Below are 15,379 nucleotides of genomic sequence, written 5' to 3' on the forward strand. Positions count from 1 at the left end.
CCTCGGGGAGAAGAAACAAGCGGCTCCCGCTCCCTCCAATAGGGTTAGACGTTCAACCGCCTCGTCGTTTCCCGCACGATCAGCTCGAAACCGACATCCACCCGTGCCCCTTCGGGAACAGCGGCATCCTTTTCCGCTTCCAGTATCGAGAGCAGCAATTCGCCCGCCTTGCGGCCGATCATCTGGGCATCGACCCGGATAGTCGAAATCGCCGGATAACATTGCCGGCCGATATCGAAATCGCCGAAGCCGAGGATGGAAATGCGGTCTGGGACACTGATTCCCCTTCGATGACATTCCATCAGTGCGCCAACGGCGGAAATATCCGACACGGCGAAGATGGCCTCGACATCAGGCGCCTTGGCCAGCAGCGAGCCGAGGGTCTTTGCCCCGTGGTCATAGGAGACCGGGGCGCTGCCTTCGCGGATGATGAGATCGTCGGCAATGCCCGCTTCACGCAGGGCCGCACCGAAACCGAGCAGGCGGCTTTCGCCGCGCCAGTCCTTCACATCGCCATCGGCCCTGGAGCCGAGCGCGCCGATTCTTTTGAAACCGAGCGATATCAGATGTTTGGCGGCGGTTCTTCCCACTTCGTAATTGGAAAAACCGACCGCATGGTCGATGGGGTGTTCGGGAACATCCCAGATTTCCACGATCGGGATACCGGCGCGCATCAACACTTCGCTTGCCATCTTGGTATGCACCGTGCCGGCAACGACAATGGCGTCGGGACGGCGCTCCATCATGGTGCGTATGACGCGTTCTTCTTCCTGTAGATCGTACATGGTGTAGCCGATCAACAATTGGTAATCGGCGGCGCGCAGCGCATTGGCGAGCCCCTGCGCGCTGTCGGCGAAGTTGGAGTTGGTGAGCGTCGGCAGGATGGCGGTGATGAAATTGGTGCGCCGGGATGAGAGTGATCCGGCGATTCGATCCGGCACATAGCCAAGCTTCTCGATCGCCTTCATCACCTTCTGGCGCGTGTCTTCAGACACCAGCGCCGGGTCGGCCAGCACTCGCGAGACGGTCATCTTGGAGACGCCCGCGAGTTTCGAGACGTCGCTCATGGTTGCTTTTTTCGACGTGACTAACGCTGCGGCCAAGGGCGTGCGCTCCACCAAAGCATGTCTCCCTAAATTCGAACCGGTTCAGGACAAGACATACACGAAGATATTAAGGGAAAGCACGCCGCATGATTGCATATCGCTGCGGCGTGCACCGGATTTATGCGATGCGGCTATAGACCAGATGGTAAAAACGTCCGTCGCACATGCTCATCATCTCATCCGTCAGCACACGGCCTTCCAGCCGGACCGGTGAAACCAGTGCTTCCTCCACAGCTTCCATCGAAGGATAGTCGATTTCCTGCACCATGATGATCGAGGCCGCGTCCGGATCCGTGCGCTCGGTACGCATCACCCGCACGGCCTGCGCATTCGGCATGCGTTTCCAGACCGGAAGCAGTTTTTCCTCGACGATGCGGAAAAATTCCTCCTCCCGACCGGGGTGGATCCTGCCTTCGAAAATTGCCGAGCGTGTGTACATGTGTCCTCCCGAATGATTGCCGATCTAAACAGTTCTGTAGATCGGACTTGCAATGATACCGATAACATGCATTATTGATCCTGCCAAGAACGTGAGATGGTGTCGACCAGAGGAAAATCGACAACCGGCGGAAATTATTGAATTTCAAAGTAAATTCATCAGGTTTTTTGCTTTCGCGATTTCTTGGGAGGAGTTTTTTGTCTATCGCGGTAGAATGTTATCGAGAACATTATTCGCGTGGCGCAAGATCGCTGTTCCGCTTGGGGCAGCCACTTAAAAGGTTGGAGGAGAGACCATGAGCATATCCAGATTTCTGAAGAACATGACCGTTGCCGTTGGTGTTGCCGCAGCTTCGCTTGCTGCCACCACCTCTGCCCATGCCGTCTCGCTCAGCGAGATCACGGCGCGCGGCAAGGTCAAGATCGGTGTTCTGACCGGCGCTCCACCGATGGGCATGGTGGATGAGAAGGGCAATCCTTCCGGTTACGACGTCGATGTCGCCAATCTCATCGGCTCTTACCTGTCGCTGCCGGTGGAACTGGTGCCGCTGACACCGCCCGCGCGTATTCCGGCCCTTCAGACCGGCAAGGTCGATTTCCTTGTTGCGACGCTCGCTCCGACCGGTGAGCGCGCCAAGACCGTGATGTTCACGCAGCCCTATAGCGCGTTCAACATGGACATCATCTCGGGCAAGGATCAGAAGTTCGAAAACCTCGAAAGCCTCAAGGGCAAGCGAGTTTCGGTCAATCGCGGCTCCTCGCAGGAAACCGCGCTGCGCAAGGCCAATGTCGAAGGTCTCGAAATCGTCGTTTACGAAGACGATTCCACCAGCGCACAGGCATTGCTTGCCGGTCAGGTGGATGCTGTCGCCTTGCCGTCCACGGTTGGCGAAGCGATCATCAAGCAGCGCCCGGAAGCCGGTCTGCAGGTTGGTTTCACCTTCTTCCAGCAGGGTAATTCGATGGCGACCAAGCTTGAGGATTTCGAGCTGCGCCAGTGGCTGAACACGTCAATCTACCTCATGAAGATGTCGGGTGATCTCGACCGCATCTCGGTCAAGTGGACCGGCCGTCCGCTGCCGCAACTGCCAAGCTTCTGATTGAGCCTTTCAACGCGCCCGCTGGGAAACTTCCGGCGGGCCCGGGAAATGTCAACGGAGTGACGCATGTCCTATACATTCCAATTCGGCGCGCTCGCCCAATATCAGAATGAAATTCTGAACGGCATATGGCTGACGATCAAGCTGTCGGTCCTCTCCATTGTGCTCGGCTGCGCTTTCGGCATTCTATTGGCCTCGCTGCGGTCCATCAATGGCGGCATCGTCCGCATCATCGTGGACGGTTATGTGGAAGTCATCCGCAATACGCCGTTTCTCGTGCAGCTTTTCATCGTCTATTTCGGCCTGCCGGGCCTCGGTTTCAGGGTAGGGGCAGATACGGCGGCGCTGATCGGCATGACGATCAACCTTGCGGCCTATTCGACGGAGATCATCCGCGCCGGCATCGAAGCTGTTCACAAGTCGCAGATTGAGGCGGGCGAGGCGCTCGGCTTCACTAAATATCAGATCTATCGCCACGTCATCATCGTGCCGGCTATTGCGAAGGTCTATCCCTCGCTGTGCAGCCAGTTCGTGCTGATGATGCTGGCGTCGAGCATATGTTCGGCTATTTCCACCCATGAACTTGCGGCCGCCGCAGCCTTCGTGGAATCGCAGACCTATCGCTCCTTCGAGGTCTATATCGTCGTCACGCTCATCTATCTGGCACTGGCGCTTTCCCTGCGGCTTATTCTTGCCCTCGTCGGCATGTGGCTGTTCGGTCGCCGCGTGGCGCGCAAGACGATGACCGCTTTGCCGGAGGTGCAGTCATGACTCTTCGAACTTTCGGCTGGAACGAATTCGGCTTCCTCTTGACCGCCCTGCAATGGACCGTGCTTCTGACGATCATTGCGCTGATCGGCGGCGGCATCGTCGGCTTCTTCGTGGCGCTCGCCCGTACCTCGAATTTCAAGGCGCTGCGCATTGCCGCCGGCACCTATATTCAGGTGATCCAGGGTATTCCGGTGCTGATGATCCTGTTTCTGTCCTATTACGGCCTCAGCCTTGCCGGACTGGAATTGCCGCCGCTCTTCGCCGCCGGCGCCTCGATGACGATCTATACGTCGGGTTATCTCGCGGAAATCTGGCGCGGCTGCATCCAGGCGGTGCCGAAGCAGCAGTGGGAAGCATCGGAATCGCTCGCTCTCACCCGCGCCCAGCAATATCGTTACGTCATCCTGCCGCAGGCGATCCGCATTTCGCTGCCGCCGACCGTCGGTTTTGCCGTTCAGGTCGTCAAGAATACGTCCATCGCATCGATCATCGGTTTCGTCGAACTGGCAAGAGCGGGGCAGCTCATCAACAATGCCACGTTCCAGCCGTTCCGCGTCTTCGTTGCCGTGGCCGTGCTTTATTTCATCGTCTGCTACCCGTTGTCCCAGCTGTCGCGTTGGCTGGAAAGGAGGCTTCATGCCGGAAGTAATCGTTGAAAACGTTCACAAGAGCTTTGGCGCTCTGGAAGTCTTGAAAGGCGTGTCGCTTTCGGTCGGCCGTGGTGAAGTCTTCGCCCTCATCGGCCGCTCGGGTTCGGGCAAGAGCACGCTGCTGCGCTGCATGAACGGGTTGGAGAAGATCAATTCGGGCCGCATCGAAATCGCCGGTCATGCCATCGGCGAAGATGCCAAGGCGCTGCGCAAGCTGCGCACCGATGTCGGCATTGTGTTTCAAAGCTACAATCTTTTCCCGCACCTGACGGTCGGCGAAAACATCATGCTCGCGCCGCGCATCGTCAAGGATGTGGCAAAATCGGAAACGAGAGATATTGCCCGCGAGGTTCTGCAGCTCGTCGGCCTGTCGGAGAAATTCGATTCCTATCCCGACCAGCTTTCCGGCGGCCAGCAGCAGCGCGTGGCGATTGCCCGCTCGCTCGCCATGCGGCCGAAGGTGATGCTGTTCGACGAGGTGACTTCGGCGCTCGATCCGGAACTGACCGAGGAAGTGCTGACCGTCATGGAAAACCTCGCCAAGGACGGCATGACCATGATCCTTGTCACCCATGAAATGGCTTTCGCGCGCCGCGTGGCGACTGAAACCATCTTCATGCACAAGGGTAAAATCTGGGAGCAGGGCCGTTCTTCCGAGCTCTTCGCCAATCCGCAAACGCCGGAACTCCGGCAATTCGTCAAGGCCGATGTGAAGTAGTTCACCGGCGCAAAGGAAACTCCATGACCACTGAAATCGTGCAACTGTGCCCGCTCATCCCGGCACTGGAAGACGAACTTGCGCAGCGCTTCACCGTGCATCGCCTGTTCGAAGCTTCGGACAAGGCGGCGTTGCTTGCTGAAAAGGGCGCGGTGATCCGCGGCGTCGTCACCGGCGGCCATATCGGCCTGCCGGCGGATATCGGCGCGGCGCTTCCCAATCTTGAAATCGTCGCCATCAATGGCGTCGGTTTCGACAAGGTCGATCTGACCGACGCGAAACGGCGCGGCTTCCGCGTCGCCAATACACCTGACGTGCTGACAGCCGATGTCGCCGACCTCGCGCTCGGTCTCGTTCTGGCGCAGGCGCGTAAGCTGCCGCAGGCGGACCAGCATGTGCGCACCGGCCAATGGCTGAAGGGTGATATGGGGCTTTCCACCCGTGTGGCCGGCCGCCGTTACGGCATTTTCGGTTTCGGCCGCATCGGCCAGGCAATCGCAAAGCGACTCGAGGGTTTCGATGCCCGCATTTCCTACACCGCGAGAAGCCGCCGCGATGTCGCTTATGATTATTACGACAGCATCGAAGCGCTGGCTGCCAATTGTGATGTGCTGATCATTGCCGCCGCCGCCACGGCCGAAACCCGCCATATCGTCAATGCGGATGTGCTGAAGGCCCTCGGTCCCCAGGGCGTGCTCGTCAATGTGGCGCGCGGGTCGCTCGTGGATGAGACGGCGCTTGTCGAGGCGCTTTCGAACGGCGCGATCGGCGGCGCGGCGCTCGATGTCTTCGAGGACGAACCGCGCGTGCCGGAAGCGCTTTTCGCTTTCGATAACGTCACGCTCGCCCCGCATGTCGGCAGCGGCACGCACCAGACGAGACGCGCCATGGCCGATCTGGTTCTCGCCAATCTCGATGCGCATTTCGCCGGCAAAGAATTGCCAACGCCGGTGGTGTGACGGGCAACGAATTGTCACCTGTATAAAGTGACGGCGCAGCTTCTGTTGCGCTGTTTGGTTTCAGGCGGGCAGGGCTTCGGGGAAGCTGCTGCAAAAGACGGAATTCCCGGCGATCTTTGCCCTGTCATTCATACTTATATAATATGTATAATCCTACTATTCTGCCTGATTATGAAGTAATGAGGCGGAGAGGTGCGTTCCAAAGGCCCGAAGACACCCGAAGAGAACCGGATGTCGCGAAAAAAGCGCGATGTCACGCCATCCGCCATTCCTGACATGGGCGAAAATGCCAATCCTTCTGACCGGCACGCGCTTCTGGAAGCGATGATCGACCACGTACCGGATTTTATCTATGCCAAGGATCTGGAAGGGCGCTTTCTTTTCGCCAATCGCGCCATCGTCACCGAAAACGGCTTTGATACGGTCGAGCAACTGATAGGGCTCACTGACTACGATATTCATGGTGAAGCGGCGCAGCGCGCCGGCATTCCCGAGACCGAAGCGCGGGTAATGCGCACCGGCGAACCGGATCTCGGTTATGAAGAACGTGCCATGCGCGGCGATATCGACCGCTGGCTCATGATGTCGCGTGTGCCGCTGAAGGACAAGGCTGGCAACATCATCGGCGTGGTCGGCGCTTCGCGCGATATTACCCAGAAAAAGGCCTCCGAGCGATTGCTTCAGGCGCAGGCGCGTATTCTGCAAATGATTGTGGCGGCGGCGCGGATCGAGGATTTTCTCGAGGAATTCGTCAAGGCCATCGAAAATCTCGCCACCGGCCTTGCCTGCGCGGTGCGGGTATTCGAGGCGGCGGAAGGGGTGCCTTCCGTCTACGCCTCGCCGGCGCTCGCGCAGCAGGAGGGGCTGGCTGCACTTTTCGCCAGTGTCAGTGATCCTGAGCGCCTCACCCATCCGGCAGAACACGTCGCCTTCAGTTTCGATATTCCGGCCAGCGAAGGCAAGGCGCATGGTTTCGTCTGGTGCATGCTGGCCGGCCGCGAGCCGGACGCGGCGCTGGTGGAGTTTATCGGCGCTGCGGCGCGCATGGCGGGCCTGGCAATCGACCGCAAAAGGGCGGCGGAACATATCGCCTTTCTGGCGGATCACGACATGCTGACCCTGCTTCCGAACCGCCGTTTCCTCGATACGAGACTGCCGGAAATATTGGCGGCGGCGGCAAAGGCGAACCGAAGGGTCGGTATCGGGTTTCTCGATCTCGATAATTTTAAGCACATCAACGATACGCTTGGCCACAGCATCGGCGATGCCCTGCTGTCGAAAACCGCTGAGCGCATTGCGAAAAGCCTGCGGAAAAACGATCTCGTTCTCAGGGTCGGCGGCGACGAGTTCGTCATTATTCTCGAAGAGCGCAAGAACGATGTCGAAAACCGCCTGCAGCGCATCCGGGCCGCAGTCTCGCAGCCCTTGCGCATCGGCAATTACGATATCAAGGTCACCTGCAGCATCGGCATGGCCTTTTTTCCGGAACACGGGGAAACCACGGCGGAAATCGTCGCGGCGGCCGATCTCGCCATGTATGAAGCCAAACATGCCGGGCGTGACAGCATCGCCACATTCACCCCGAATATGGCGGATGATCTGAGGAAGAAATTCACCCGGATCGAGGAGTTGCGCAAGGCCGTGCAAAGGGACGAATTCGTCCTGCATTTCCAGCCGCAGGTCGATCTTGCGAGCGGCCGGATCAGCGGCGTGGAGGCGCTCGTGCGTTGGCAGCACCCAACGGAAGGTCTGCTCGGCCCCGCGGAATTCATCGGGCTTGCCGAAGAAACCGGACTGATCGTGGAACTCGGGGCAAACATCCTCAGAAAGGCCTGTCACCAGGCGCAGGCTTGGGTTGCCGCCGGCCTCTCGCCGGTCAAGATCGCGGTCAATATCTCGCCACGGCAGTTTCAGGGCGGGCTGGTGCAGCAGATAAGGTCGGTGCTGAAGGAAACCGGGCTAGCGCCCTCCCTTCTGGAAATCGAGATAACCGAGACGCTGATCATTCAGGATGTTGAGGCATCGGTGCGGATCATGCGCGCCATAAAACAGATGGGTGTCAGCCTGGCGCTGGACGATTTCGGCATTGGTTATTCTTGCCTTGGTATGCTCAAGACATTTCCGCTGTCCTGCATGAAGATAGACCGCTCGTTCCTGACCCATCTGCCGGAAAAAACCAAGGATAGCGCCATCGTCACGATCATGATCCAGCTTGCGGGATCGCTGGACATCGATGTCATTGCCGAAGGCGTGGAAACCGCCGAGCAGGCCGCATTCCTGCGCATGGCGGGCTGTCCTTACGGCCAGGGCTATTATTTCAGCCGACCTCTGCCCGCGGACGCGATCGCGGCAATGTTGCGGAACACGACGACATTCCCCGCCGGCCTTTCCAGCGACAGGCCATAAGCTCCCCCATTTGACAGTTTTGCCGGAGAGACGGGCAAGCCGCCCGTCCACCCCAATGTGCCGTTTATTGCCACGCACATTTCCCCTTCACTCTGGGTTTAGCAAGGCAAGTCTTGGCCGCCTTATCGCGCAGACGAGTGTGCTCTCGGCCTTTGAAGGATTGGGTAAGGGCGTCTCTATGTTTCTAGATATAATAATATAATCACACTAGAAGGTTTAATCTTAGTAATTAATAGAATTATTTGGAAATAAATGACAACATTACTATATTTTAAACTGATTATTTGTTGTAATTTTACTACTTGATCCGAATGTGTACTTATATTGTATTTGGGTTTGTTCGATTTTAATTGCGACTCCATGGCGGTTTCTGTCATTTGCTCAATCAGCGCAAGGAAGCGGGCGGCAGGGAAAAGACCAGCCCTCAAATTTGCGCATTCGTTGAAAAATTTTGACTGGAGATTAAAAATGAACATCAAGAGCCTTCTGATCGGCTCCGCTGCCGCTCTCGCAGCAGTATCCGGCGCACAGGCCGCTGACGCTATCGTCGCTGCCGAACCCGAGCCCATGGAATATGTCCGCGTCTGCGACGCCTTCGGTAAGGGCTTCTTCTATATGCCCGGCACCGAAACCTGCCTCAAGTTCGACGGTTACGTCCGTTTCCAGACGGACTTCGGTCGCCGCAAGGCTGGCGACTCGGATTGGGACAGCTTCACGCGTGCTCAGTTTAATATCGATACTCGCACTGACACCGAACTCGGCGCTCTACGCGGTTACATCGGTTTCCGTGGTGATGCCGATCAGGACAGCAGCCGCGGCGTTGTCGTCGATCAGGCTTTCATCGAACTCAGCGGCCTGAAGGTCGGTTTCTACTATAACTGGTGGGATGATGGTCTCGCTGGCGAGTATGACCAGCTTAGCTCGAACAAGACCCGCCTGAACGCCGTCCGTTATACCTACGACGCCGGCTCGTTCTATGCTGGTGTTGCAGTTGAAGAACTCGAAGGCGTTATCGCTGGCAACGATGCTGATATTGCGGCTACAGTAACGTCTGGTAGGGTCAGCGGTGGTTACACCGCCATCAATAAGAAGAACAATCTCGGTGTAGCCCAAGGCAACTGGACCACCGCCAACGGAAAAAGCGCCACCGACAACAACGTCGGTATAAGCGCTATCATCGGCGGAAAGTTCGGCGCTGTTAAGGCAAACATTCTCGGCGGTTACGACACAAACGCTGAAAATGGCGCAATCCGCGCAATCGTGACGGCTGACCTCGGTCCGGGCACGTTTGGTCTGGCTGGCGCGTGGGCTTCCGGTGCAAACGCCTACTACGAAGAGTCCGAGTGGACTGTTGCCGCGGAATATTCCATCAAGGCGACCGACAAGCTGACCATCACTCCCGGCTTCCAGTATTTCGGTACATTGGATATCGGTACGGACGGCAAGTTCACGGGCAACCGCGATGCATGGCGCGCTGGTGTTGCTGCCGGTTACAAGATCGCTTCTGGTTTCTCTACCAAAGTTGCGGTCACCTATCAGGACGTGGATGGCAAGAAGGACGTAAACGGCGGCGGCGACAGCTGGACCGGTTTCGTTCGTCTTGAGCGTTCGTTCTAATTGTCTGCATAAAAAGCATAAGCCGGGTTAGACAACTCAGATCCACCCCGTTTTTGAACGGGTGAGTCACTAGCTCCAGTCAAAGTGCCTGACATGATGTCAGGTTTGCTCCCCGGACCACTCCAGGCCGGGGAGTTTTTGTCGTGATGCTGGCGGGGTTGTGAATGAGGATTTGCCGTAACCTTTTGATTTATCGATCCTGATCGAGCCCATGCGCGCTCGCGCGGTAGCTTGCGTCTTCCGGTGGACGGGGAGGGTGCACCGGCTCGTCGAATGTGCGCAGCAAGCGACCCCAGCCGGGATCATGCATATGTTCCTTCAGGCCGGCCCGCTCCGCCAGCGCCATCGCTTCCTGTTGGCCAAAGTCAACGGCGGCGTCGACATCTGCTGTCAGCACCCGCCCGTTTTCCATCAGCATTTTACCGTCCACAAAGACGGTATCGACATCGCTGCCAAGGACCTGATGCACCAGACGGTGCACCGGCATCCACATGGGCATCAGATGGGGCTTGCGCATATCGATGATGACGACGTCGGCCTTCTTGCCGATTTCGAGCGAACCGATCTCGTCTTCCATACCAATGGCGTGAGCAGCGTCGATTGTGATCATCTCGAAAATCTTGCCAGGCGGCAACAGGTAGCGATCGTGATTGTGCAGGAGATGCTGGGTGAACTGCGCCAGGCGCGCCGTCTGCAACATGTCGAAATGGCGGCTTGGCGCCGCACCATCGGTGGTGATGGCGACACGAATGCCTTTCGACATCATTTCCATGATCGGGGTTGAACGACCCGGCGGTGCGTGGGTCACGCGGGTGCCGGTCTCGGCCAATATGTCGATCTCGTCATGGGAGATGCCCCAGCAGTGCTGAAGGTGAATGTCAGGGCCGAGCAGGGCATTTTCCTTGTCCTGAAACGCCATGCGGATTTGCCCGGCAAAGGCATCGGAATGAAGCCTGATGCCTCTCTTGCGTGCCATCTCGCGTATCCGGCGGGCCTGCATCCTGTCGCCATCGGTCAGTTTCACAGCCTGATCAGGTGTGGATGCGTTGGAGGGTTCGACGGAAGGTACGATGGTGAAAGGTGTCAGGAAAACGTTGATGCGGCCATCGGCGCTTCCATGCAATGCCTCGATCACCGCTTCACTGCCCTCCATCATCTCGTCGAAGCTCACGTTGCGGCGTTCGGGCAGGCCGCTCTCCCATCGCGTGACAGGATGGGGCCAGGGCAGGCCCGAGGGCCCGACGCAGATGATTTCCCGAAGGCCGAGTTCGCTATAGGCGCGGGCATGGTTGATGGCGAAGACGGGGTCATCCGCGCGTGGCATCGAGGTGATGATGCTGGCCCCGGTCGTCACCCCGGCGCGTAGCCGTTCGATGCCGGAAATCAGCCCGTCGGCATACCAGTAGTCGCGGGTCACGTAGTGGTAGTATGTCGGGGTGATGATTTTCATCCACATCGCATTGGTATCCGCCGCAACGCTGCGAAGAAGCGCGTGGCCTGCATGGCCATGGGCATCGATCAGGCCGGGAATGATCAGTTTTCCCCTGCAGTCGATAACCTCCTTGTCTCCATGGCGGGGTTCCAGTTCATCCGCAGTGCCGATGTCGACAATCCTGTCGCACTCGATGGCCAATGCGCCGTCTTCGATAATGCGCCGCTCCGTGTCGACCGTGACGATCGTGCCGTGTATCAGCAGAAAGCCTGTCATATTCCTTCCTCCCTCTCTTTAACTCGTATCCAAAAACTTACAATTTTGAGTACGATAATTGTCAACAATATTATTGACAATAAGCCCTGGCGAAACAATACTCCCTTTGCCCGAGCGGACCGCCCAGCGGTCTTCCAACGATTTATAAAAAGGGGGGATCAAATGTCCCGTATCAGAAGTTTCGTCCTGGCGGCCATGGCTGCCGCCGCCATTGCCGTTCCCGCCAATGCCGAGACCCTTCGCTGGGCCGGTCGCGCCGATCTTTATTCGCTAGACCCATATTCGGTCCCGTCTACGTCCAACCTTGCTTTTCTGAATCATATTTATGAGGGCCTCGTTCGTTACGGGCCGGACTTCCAGATCGAGCCGGCGCTTGCCACCGAATGGAAGCTGATTGATGGAAAGACCTGGCGCTTTACCCTGCGCAAGGGTGTGAAATTCCATGACGGCGCAGACTTCACCGCTGATGATGTCGTCGCATCCTTTACCCGCGCTTCGGACGCGACCTCGCCGCTGCGGGGTAATATCCCGATTTATGCTGGCGTCAAAAAGGTTGACGATTTTACGGTTGACCTCGATGTCAACGCGCCCACCTCGCTCTTCCTGAACGACATCACCAACATCTTCATCTTCAATGCCAAGTGGTTGAAGGATAACAATAGCGAGAAGCCCACCGACTTCGCGTCGAAGGTCGATGGCTACACCACCATGCACACCAACGGCACCGGCCCGTTCAAGCTCGAAAGCCGCGTTCCCGATAGCAAGACTGTTCTCGTTGCGAATGAAGGCTGGTGGGACCAGAAAAAGCACAATCTCGACCGCATCGAATTTGTGCCGATCGCATCGGCGGCAACCCGCGTCGCGGCACTGCTGTCAGGTGAAATCGACCTGATCGATTCCGCCCCGATCCAGGATTTGCCGCGCCTCGAATCCTCGCCCGATATCACGGTCAAGAAGCGCACCGAGCTTCGCACGCTTTTCATCGGCTTCAACCGCCGCGAAAAACTGGAAAACGGTCAGCCGAACCCGTTCAATGATTTGCGTGTCCGCCAGGCCTTCGAAGCCTCCATCGATCGTGACCTCATTAACAAGAAAGTCATGCGTGGTCTCGCAAGACCGTCTGGCTCGCTGATCGCACCGGAGATTGCGGGCTATGCCAAGTCGCTCGACACGTTCGAGCCGGCCGATCCGGCCAAGGCGCAGAAGCTGCTTGCCGATGCGGGCATGAAGAACCTTGCTTTCACCTATACCTGCATGAATGATGAGAGCGTCAACGAAGAGGATATCTGCTCGGGCGTTGCGAATATGTTGAAGCGCGGCGGGTTCCAGCCGACAATCGATATTGCGCCGCGTTCGGTGCAGTCACCCAAGCGGAATGGCGGTAAGGCCGACGTCTTCAACCTCAGCTGGGCGAACGAGCCGACGCTGGACGCCTTCTCGATGCTGTCGCAGATCCTCTCCACCCGCAAGGGTGCGATGGGCGTCTCCAATTACGGCGGCTGGTCCAATCCCGAGATCGACAAGCTTGTTGCGCAGGCGGCGCAGGAACAGGACAATACGAAGCGTCTGGCGCTCGAAGAAGCCGCGCTGAAGATCGCCAAGGACGAGACCATGCTCGTGCCGTTGCATCAGCAGCCGATTGCCTGGGCGATGCTGGCCAAGGTCAAAAGTGTCGACTTCCGCGCCGACAACAAGCCACGCCATTGGCTGACTCAGCTCGACAAATAAGACGGAGAGCAAGCGAGGCGCCGGTCACTGGACCGAGCGCCTTGCCTGTTTCAGCAGACATTCGAGTACGCGCCAGTTCATTCGACTGGGTGTGAAGCCGAACGAAGCCGTGTCAAAAATTGTCGACAAAGTTGCAACGGTTTCGCGGTTCTTGCATGCCGCGTAACCTATGGCCCGTCTCTGGAAGAGAATGATCGAACCTGCATGCCCGCGTGGCTCAGGCTCGTGTCCGAGAGGTAACAATGCTGGTTTTCATTATCAAGCGTTTGGGAAATGCCGTGCTGGTCATGCTTTCCGTTGCGCTTATCGCCTTTATGATCTTTCGGCTGGCGGGAGATCCTGTCGAGCTGATGGTCGGCGAACAGACCTCGCAGGAGGATCGCGCCGCGCTACGTGAGAGGCTCGGCCTCAATGACAGCCTGCCGACCCAATATCTGCGATTTGTCAAAGATGCGGCGGAGGGCAATTTCGGTGTTTCCTACCGCAACGGCCAGCAGGTGCTGCCGCTGATCGCCGAAAGGTTTCCCGCAACGCTCGAACTGGTGCTGGTTGCCACCATCATATCGCTTGTCGTCGGCCTGCCTCTCGGCGTTCTGACGGCAATCCGGCGCGGGAAATGGTATACGGAGGGCCTGCAATTCCTGTCGATTGTCGGCGTCTCCCTGCCAAGCTTCGTTGTCGGCATCCTTCTCATTCTGGTATTTTCGGTGTCGCTAGGCTGGGCGCCTGCATTTGGTCGCGGCGATGTCGTCCAGCTCGGGTGGTGGTCGACGGGGCTTTTGACGTCTTCCGGACGAGCGGCCCTCATTCTCCCTGCCATTGCACTTTCTCTCTACCAGATCACGCTCGTCATGCGTCTGGTGCGGGCGGAAATGCTTGAAGTCTTGCGCTCCGATTTCGTGAAATTCGCGCGAGCTCGCGGCATACCGCGTTGGCGGATCTATTTCCGCCATGCGCTGCGCAACTGTCTCATGCCTGTTGTGACGCTGACGACGATGAATGTCGGCTCGCTCATCGCCTTCGCACTCATCACGGAAACCGTGTTTCAGTGGCCGGGCATGGGCATGCTGTTTATTCAGGCTGTCACCTTTCTCGATATTCCCGTCATGGCGGCCTATCTCTGCATCATCTCCTTCATCTTCGTTGTCCTCAACACGTTCGTCGATATCGCCTATGCGGTCATCGATCCGCGTCTGCGCACCGCGCGCTAACCGAAGGGAGCCGGTTTCATGACAGACCTTTCGCAAACGGAAAAACCCGCCCGTCGGTCGCTTTTAAGCCGCATGCGTGACAGCGACCTCTACTGGTCCTTTAGCCGCAGCAAATCGGCGAAGATCAGCGCGCTCATCCTTGCGATATTGATCCTTGCCGCCATCTTCGCGCCGTGGATTGCGCCCCAGAACCCATATGACGGCGCATCGCTCGACATGTGGAAGGCCGAGCTGCCGCCGATCTGGCAGGAAGGCGGCGAATGGCCGTTCTTGCTTGGAACGGATACGCAGGGACGCGACATGCTGTCCGCCATTCTCTATGGCACGCGCATCTCCATCGTCATCGGTGTTGCCTCCGTGGTGCTCTCGCTCATCATCGGCATGACGGCGGGTCTGGTGGCGGGTTATTTCGGCGGTTTTACCGATGGTTTGCTGATGCGCATCGGGGATATCACGCTCTCCATCCCGACCATTCTCGTCGCCATCCTCGTGTCGACCGTCGTGCGCCAGATGCTGCCGGACAGTCTGCGTGAAGTCGGCGCATCCGCCGTGCTCATTCTCGCCATCGCGCTTTCCGCCTGGGTGCAATATGCGCGAACGGTGCGCGCTCAAGCCATTGTGGAAACCGGCAAGGACTATGTTCAGGCCGCCAAGCTGATCGGCGTGCCCGCCCGTCGCATCATGGCGGCACATATCCTGCCCAACACGCTGACGCCGATCATGGTTGCTGCGACGCTTAATTTCGGTATGGCCATCCTTACGGAAGCGACCCTGTCCTTCCTTGGCATCGGCATGCCGCCGAGCCAGCCGTCGCTCGGCACATTGATCCGCATCGGCAACCAGTTCCTATTTTCCGGCTCCTGGTGGATTGTGCTGTTTCCGGTCTTCCAACTCTGCCTGCTCGTCGTCACCGTCAACCTTCTGGGTGACTGGCTGCGCGATGCGCTCAATCCGAAACTGAGGTGAG

Annotated in this window: 13 protein-coding genes; 10 read left to right on the top strand and 3 right to left on the bottom strand. The window is 58.0% G+C overall.

The window, feature by feature from the left end; genetic code table 11:
- Positions 1-44: 44 nt before the first annotated feature.
- Together O9X91_RS19565 and O9X91_RS19570 are read right to left on the bottom strand one after the other, a co-directional pair.
- On the bottom strand, positions 45-1,067 hold the full coding sequence (locus O9X91_RS19565; RefSeq protein ID WP_269833888.1) for a LacI family DNA-binding transcriptional regulator: 1,023 nt from the start codon (positions 1,065-1,067) through the stop codon (positions 45-47).
- A gap of 157 nt (positions 1,068-1,224) precedes the next feature.
- The gene (locus tag O9X91_RS19570; protein ID WP_077983909.1) at positions 1,225-1,545 is read right to left on the bottom strand and encodes a hypothetical protein; all 321 of its coding nucleotides are present in this window, start codon (positions 1,543-1,545) and stop codon (positions 1,225-1,227) included.
- A 295-nt stretch (positions 1,546-1,840) separates the two neighbouring features.
- Between O9X91_RS19570 and O9X91_RS19575 the strand changes: the two genes are divergently transcribed.
- From O9X91_RS19575 to O9X91_RS19605, 7 genes are all read left to right on the top strand, one after another.
- Positions 1,841-2,644, top strand: a complete 804-nt coding sequence (locus O9X91_RS19575; RefSeq protein ID WP_077983908.1) for a transporter substrate-binding domain-containing protein — start codon at positions 1,841-1,843, stop codon at positions 2,642-2,644.
- Positions 2,645-2,710: 66 nt separating this feature from the next.
- The gene (locus tag O9X91_RS19580; protein WP_080793548.1) at positions 2,711-3,415 is read left to right on the top strand and encodes an amino acid ABC transporter permease; all 705 of its coding nucleotides are present in this window, start codon (positions 2,711-2,713) and stop codon (positions 3,413-3,415) included.
- Complete coding sequence (locus tag O9X91_RS19585; protein ID WP_003521700.1) at positions 3,412-4,071, top strand: amino acid ABC transporter permease; 660 nt, start codon at positions 3,412-3,414, stop codon at positions 4,069-4,071. Before O9X91_RS19580 ends, O9X91_RS19585 begins: the two co-directional genes overlap by 4 nt.
- Positions 4,052-4,783 carry an amino acid ABC transporter ATP-binding protein gene (locus O9X91_RS19590; protein WP_089153256.1) on the top strand — a complete coding sequence of 244 codons (732 nt, stop codon included), beginning with the start codon at positions 4,052-4,054 and terminating at the stop codon, positions 4,781-4,783. The genes O9X91_RS19585 and O9X91_RS19590 overlap by 20 nt, the downstream gene beginning before the upstream one ends.
- Positions 4,784-4,806: 23 nt before the next feature.
- Positions 4,807-5,742: a 2-hydroxyacid dehydrogenase gene (locus O9X91_RS19595; RefSeq protein WP_269833887.1), complete on the top strand. Its 936-nt coding sequence runs from the start codon at positions 4,807-4,809 to the stop codon at positions 5,740-5,742.
- Between the two features lie 231 nt (positions 5,743-5,973).
- Positions 5,974-8,148 carry a putative bifunctional diguanylate cyclase/phosphodiesterase gene (locus O9X91_RS19600; protein WP_269834365.1) on the top strand — a complete coding sequence of 725 codons (2,175 nt, stop codon included), beginning with the start codon at positions 5,974-5,976 and terminating at the stop codon, positions 8,146-8,148.
- Between the two features lie 468 nt (positions 8,149-8,616).
- Complete coding sequence (locus tag O9X91_RS19605; protein ID WP_142913836.1) at positions 8,617-9,765, top strand: porin; 1,149 nt, start codon at positions 8,617-8,619, stop codon at positions 9,763-9,765.
- Between the two features lie 190 nt (positions 9,766-9,955).
- On the opposite strand, the gene O9X91_RS19610 is transcribed toward O9X91_RS19605, so the two are convergent.
- A complete protein-coding gene (locus tag O9X91_RS19610) occupies positions 9,956-11,473 on the bottom strand; it encodes an amidohydrolase family protein (RefSeq protein ID WP_142913835.1) in 1,518 nt (505 codons plus the stop codon).
- A gap of 162 nt (positions 11,474-11,635) precedes the next feature.
- On the opposite strand from O9X91_RS19610, the gene O9X91_RS19615 reads away from it, so the two are divergent.
- The 3 genes from O9X91_RS19615 to O9X91_RS19625 all read left to right on the top strand — a co-directional run bounded on the left by O9X91_RS19615 (position 11,636) and on the right by O9X91_RS19625 (position 15,378).
- Complete coding sequence (locus O9X91_RS19615) at positions 11,636-13,201, top strand: ABC transporter substrate-binding protein (RefSeq protein WP_142913834.1); 1,566 nt, start codon at positions 11,636-11,638, stop codon at positions 13,199-13,201.
- A 242-nt stretch (positions 13,202-13,443) separates the two neighbouring features.
- Complete coding sequence (locus tag O9X91_RS19620) at positions 13,444-14,412, top strand: ABC transporter permease (protein ID WP_077983902.1); 969 nt, start codon at positions 13,444-13,446, stop codon at positions 14,410-14,412.
- A gap of 18 nt (positions 14,413-14,430) precedes the next feature.
- Positions 14,431-15,378 (top strand): ABC transporter permease, encoded by a 948-nt coding sequence (locus tag O9X91_RS19625; protein WP_137411144.1) that lies wholly within the window; start codon positions 14,431-14,433, stop codon positions 15,376-15,378.
- Position 15,379 lies beyond the last annotated feature (1 nt).

It is taken from the genome of Agrobacterium salinitolerans (assembly GCF_027498475.1).
Lineage (GTDB): Bacteria > Pseudomonadota > Alphaproteobacteria > Rhizobiales > Rhizobiaceae > Agrobacterium > Agrobacterium salinitolerans.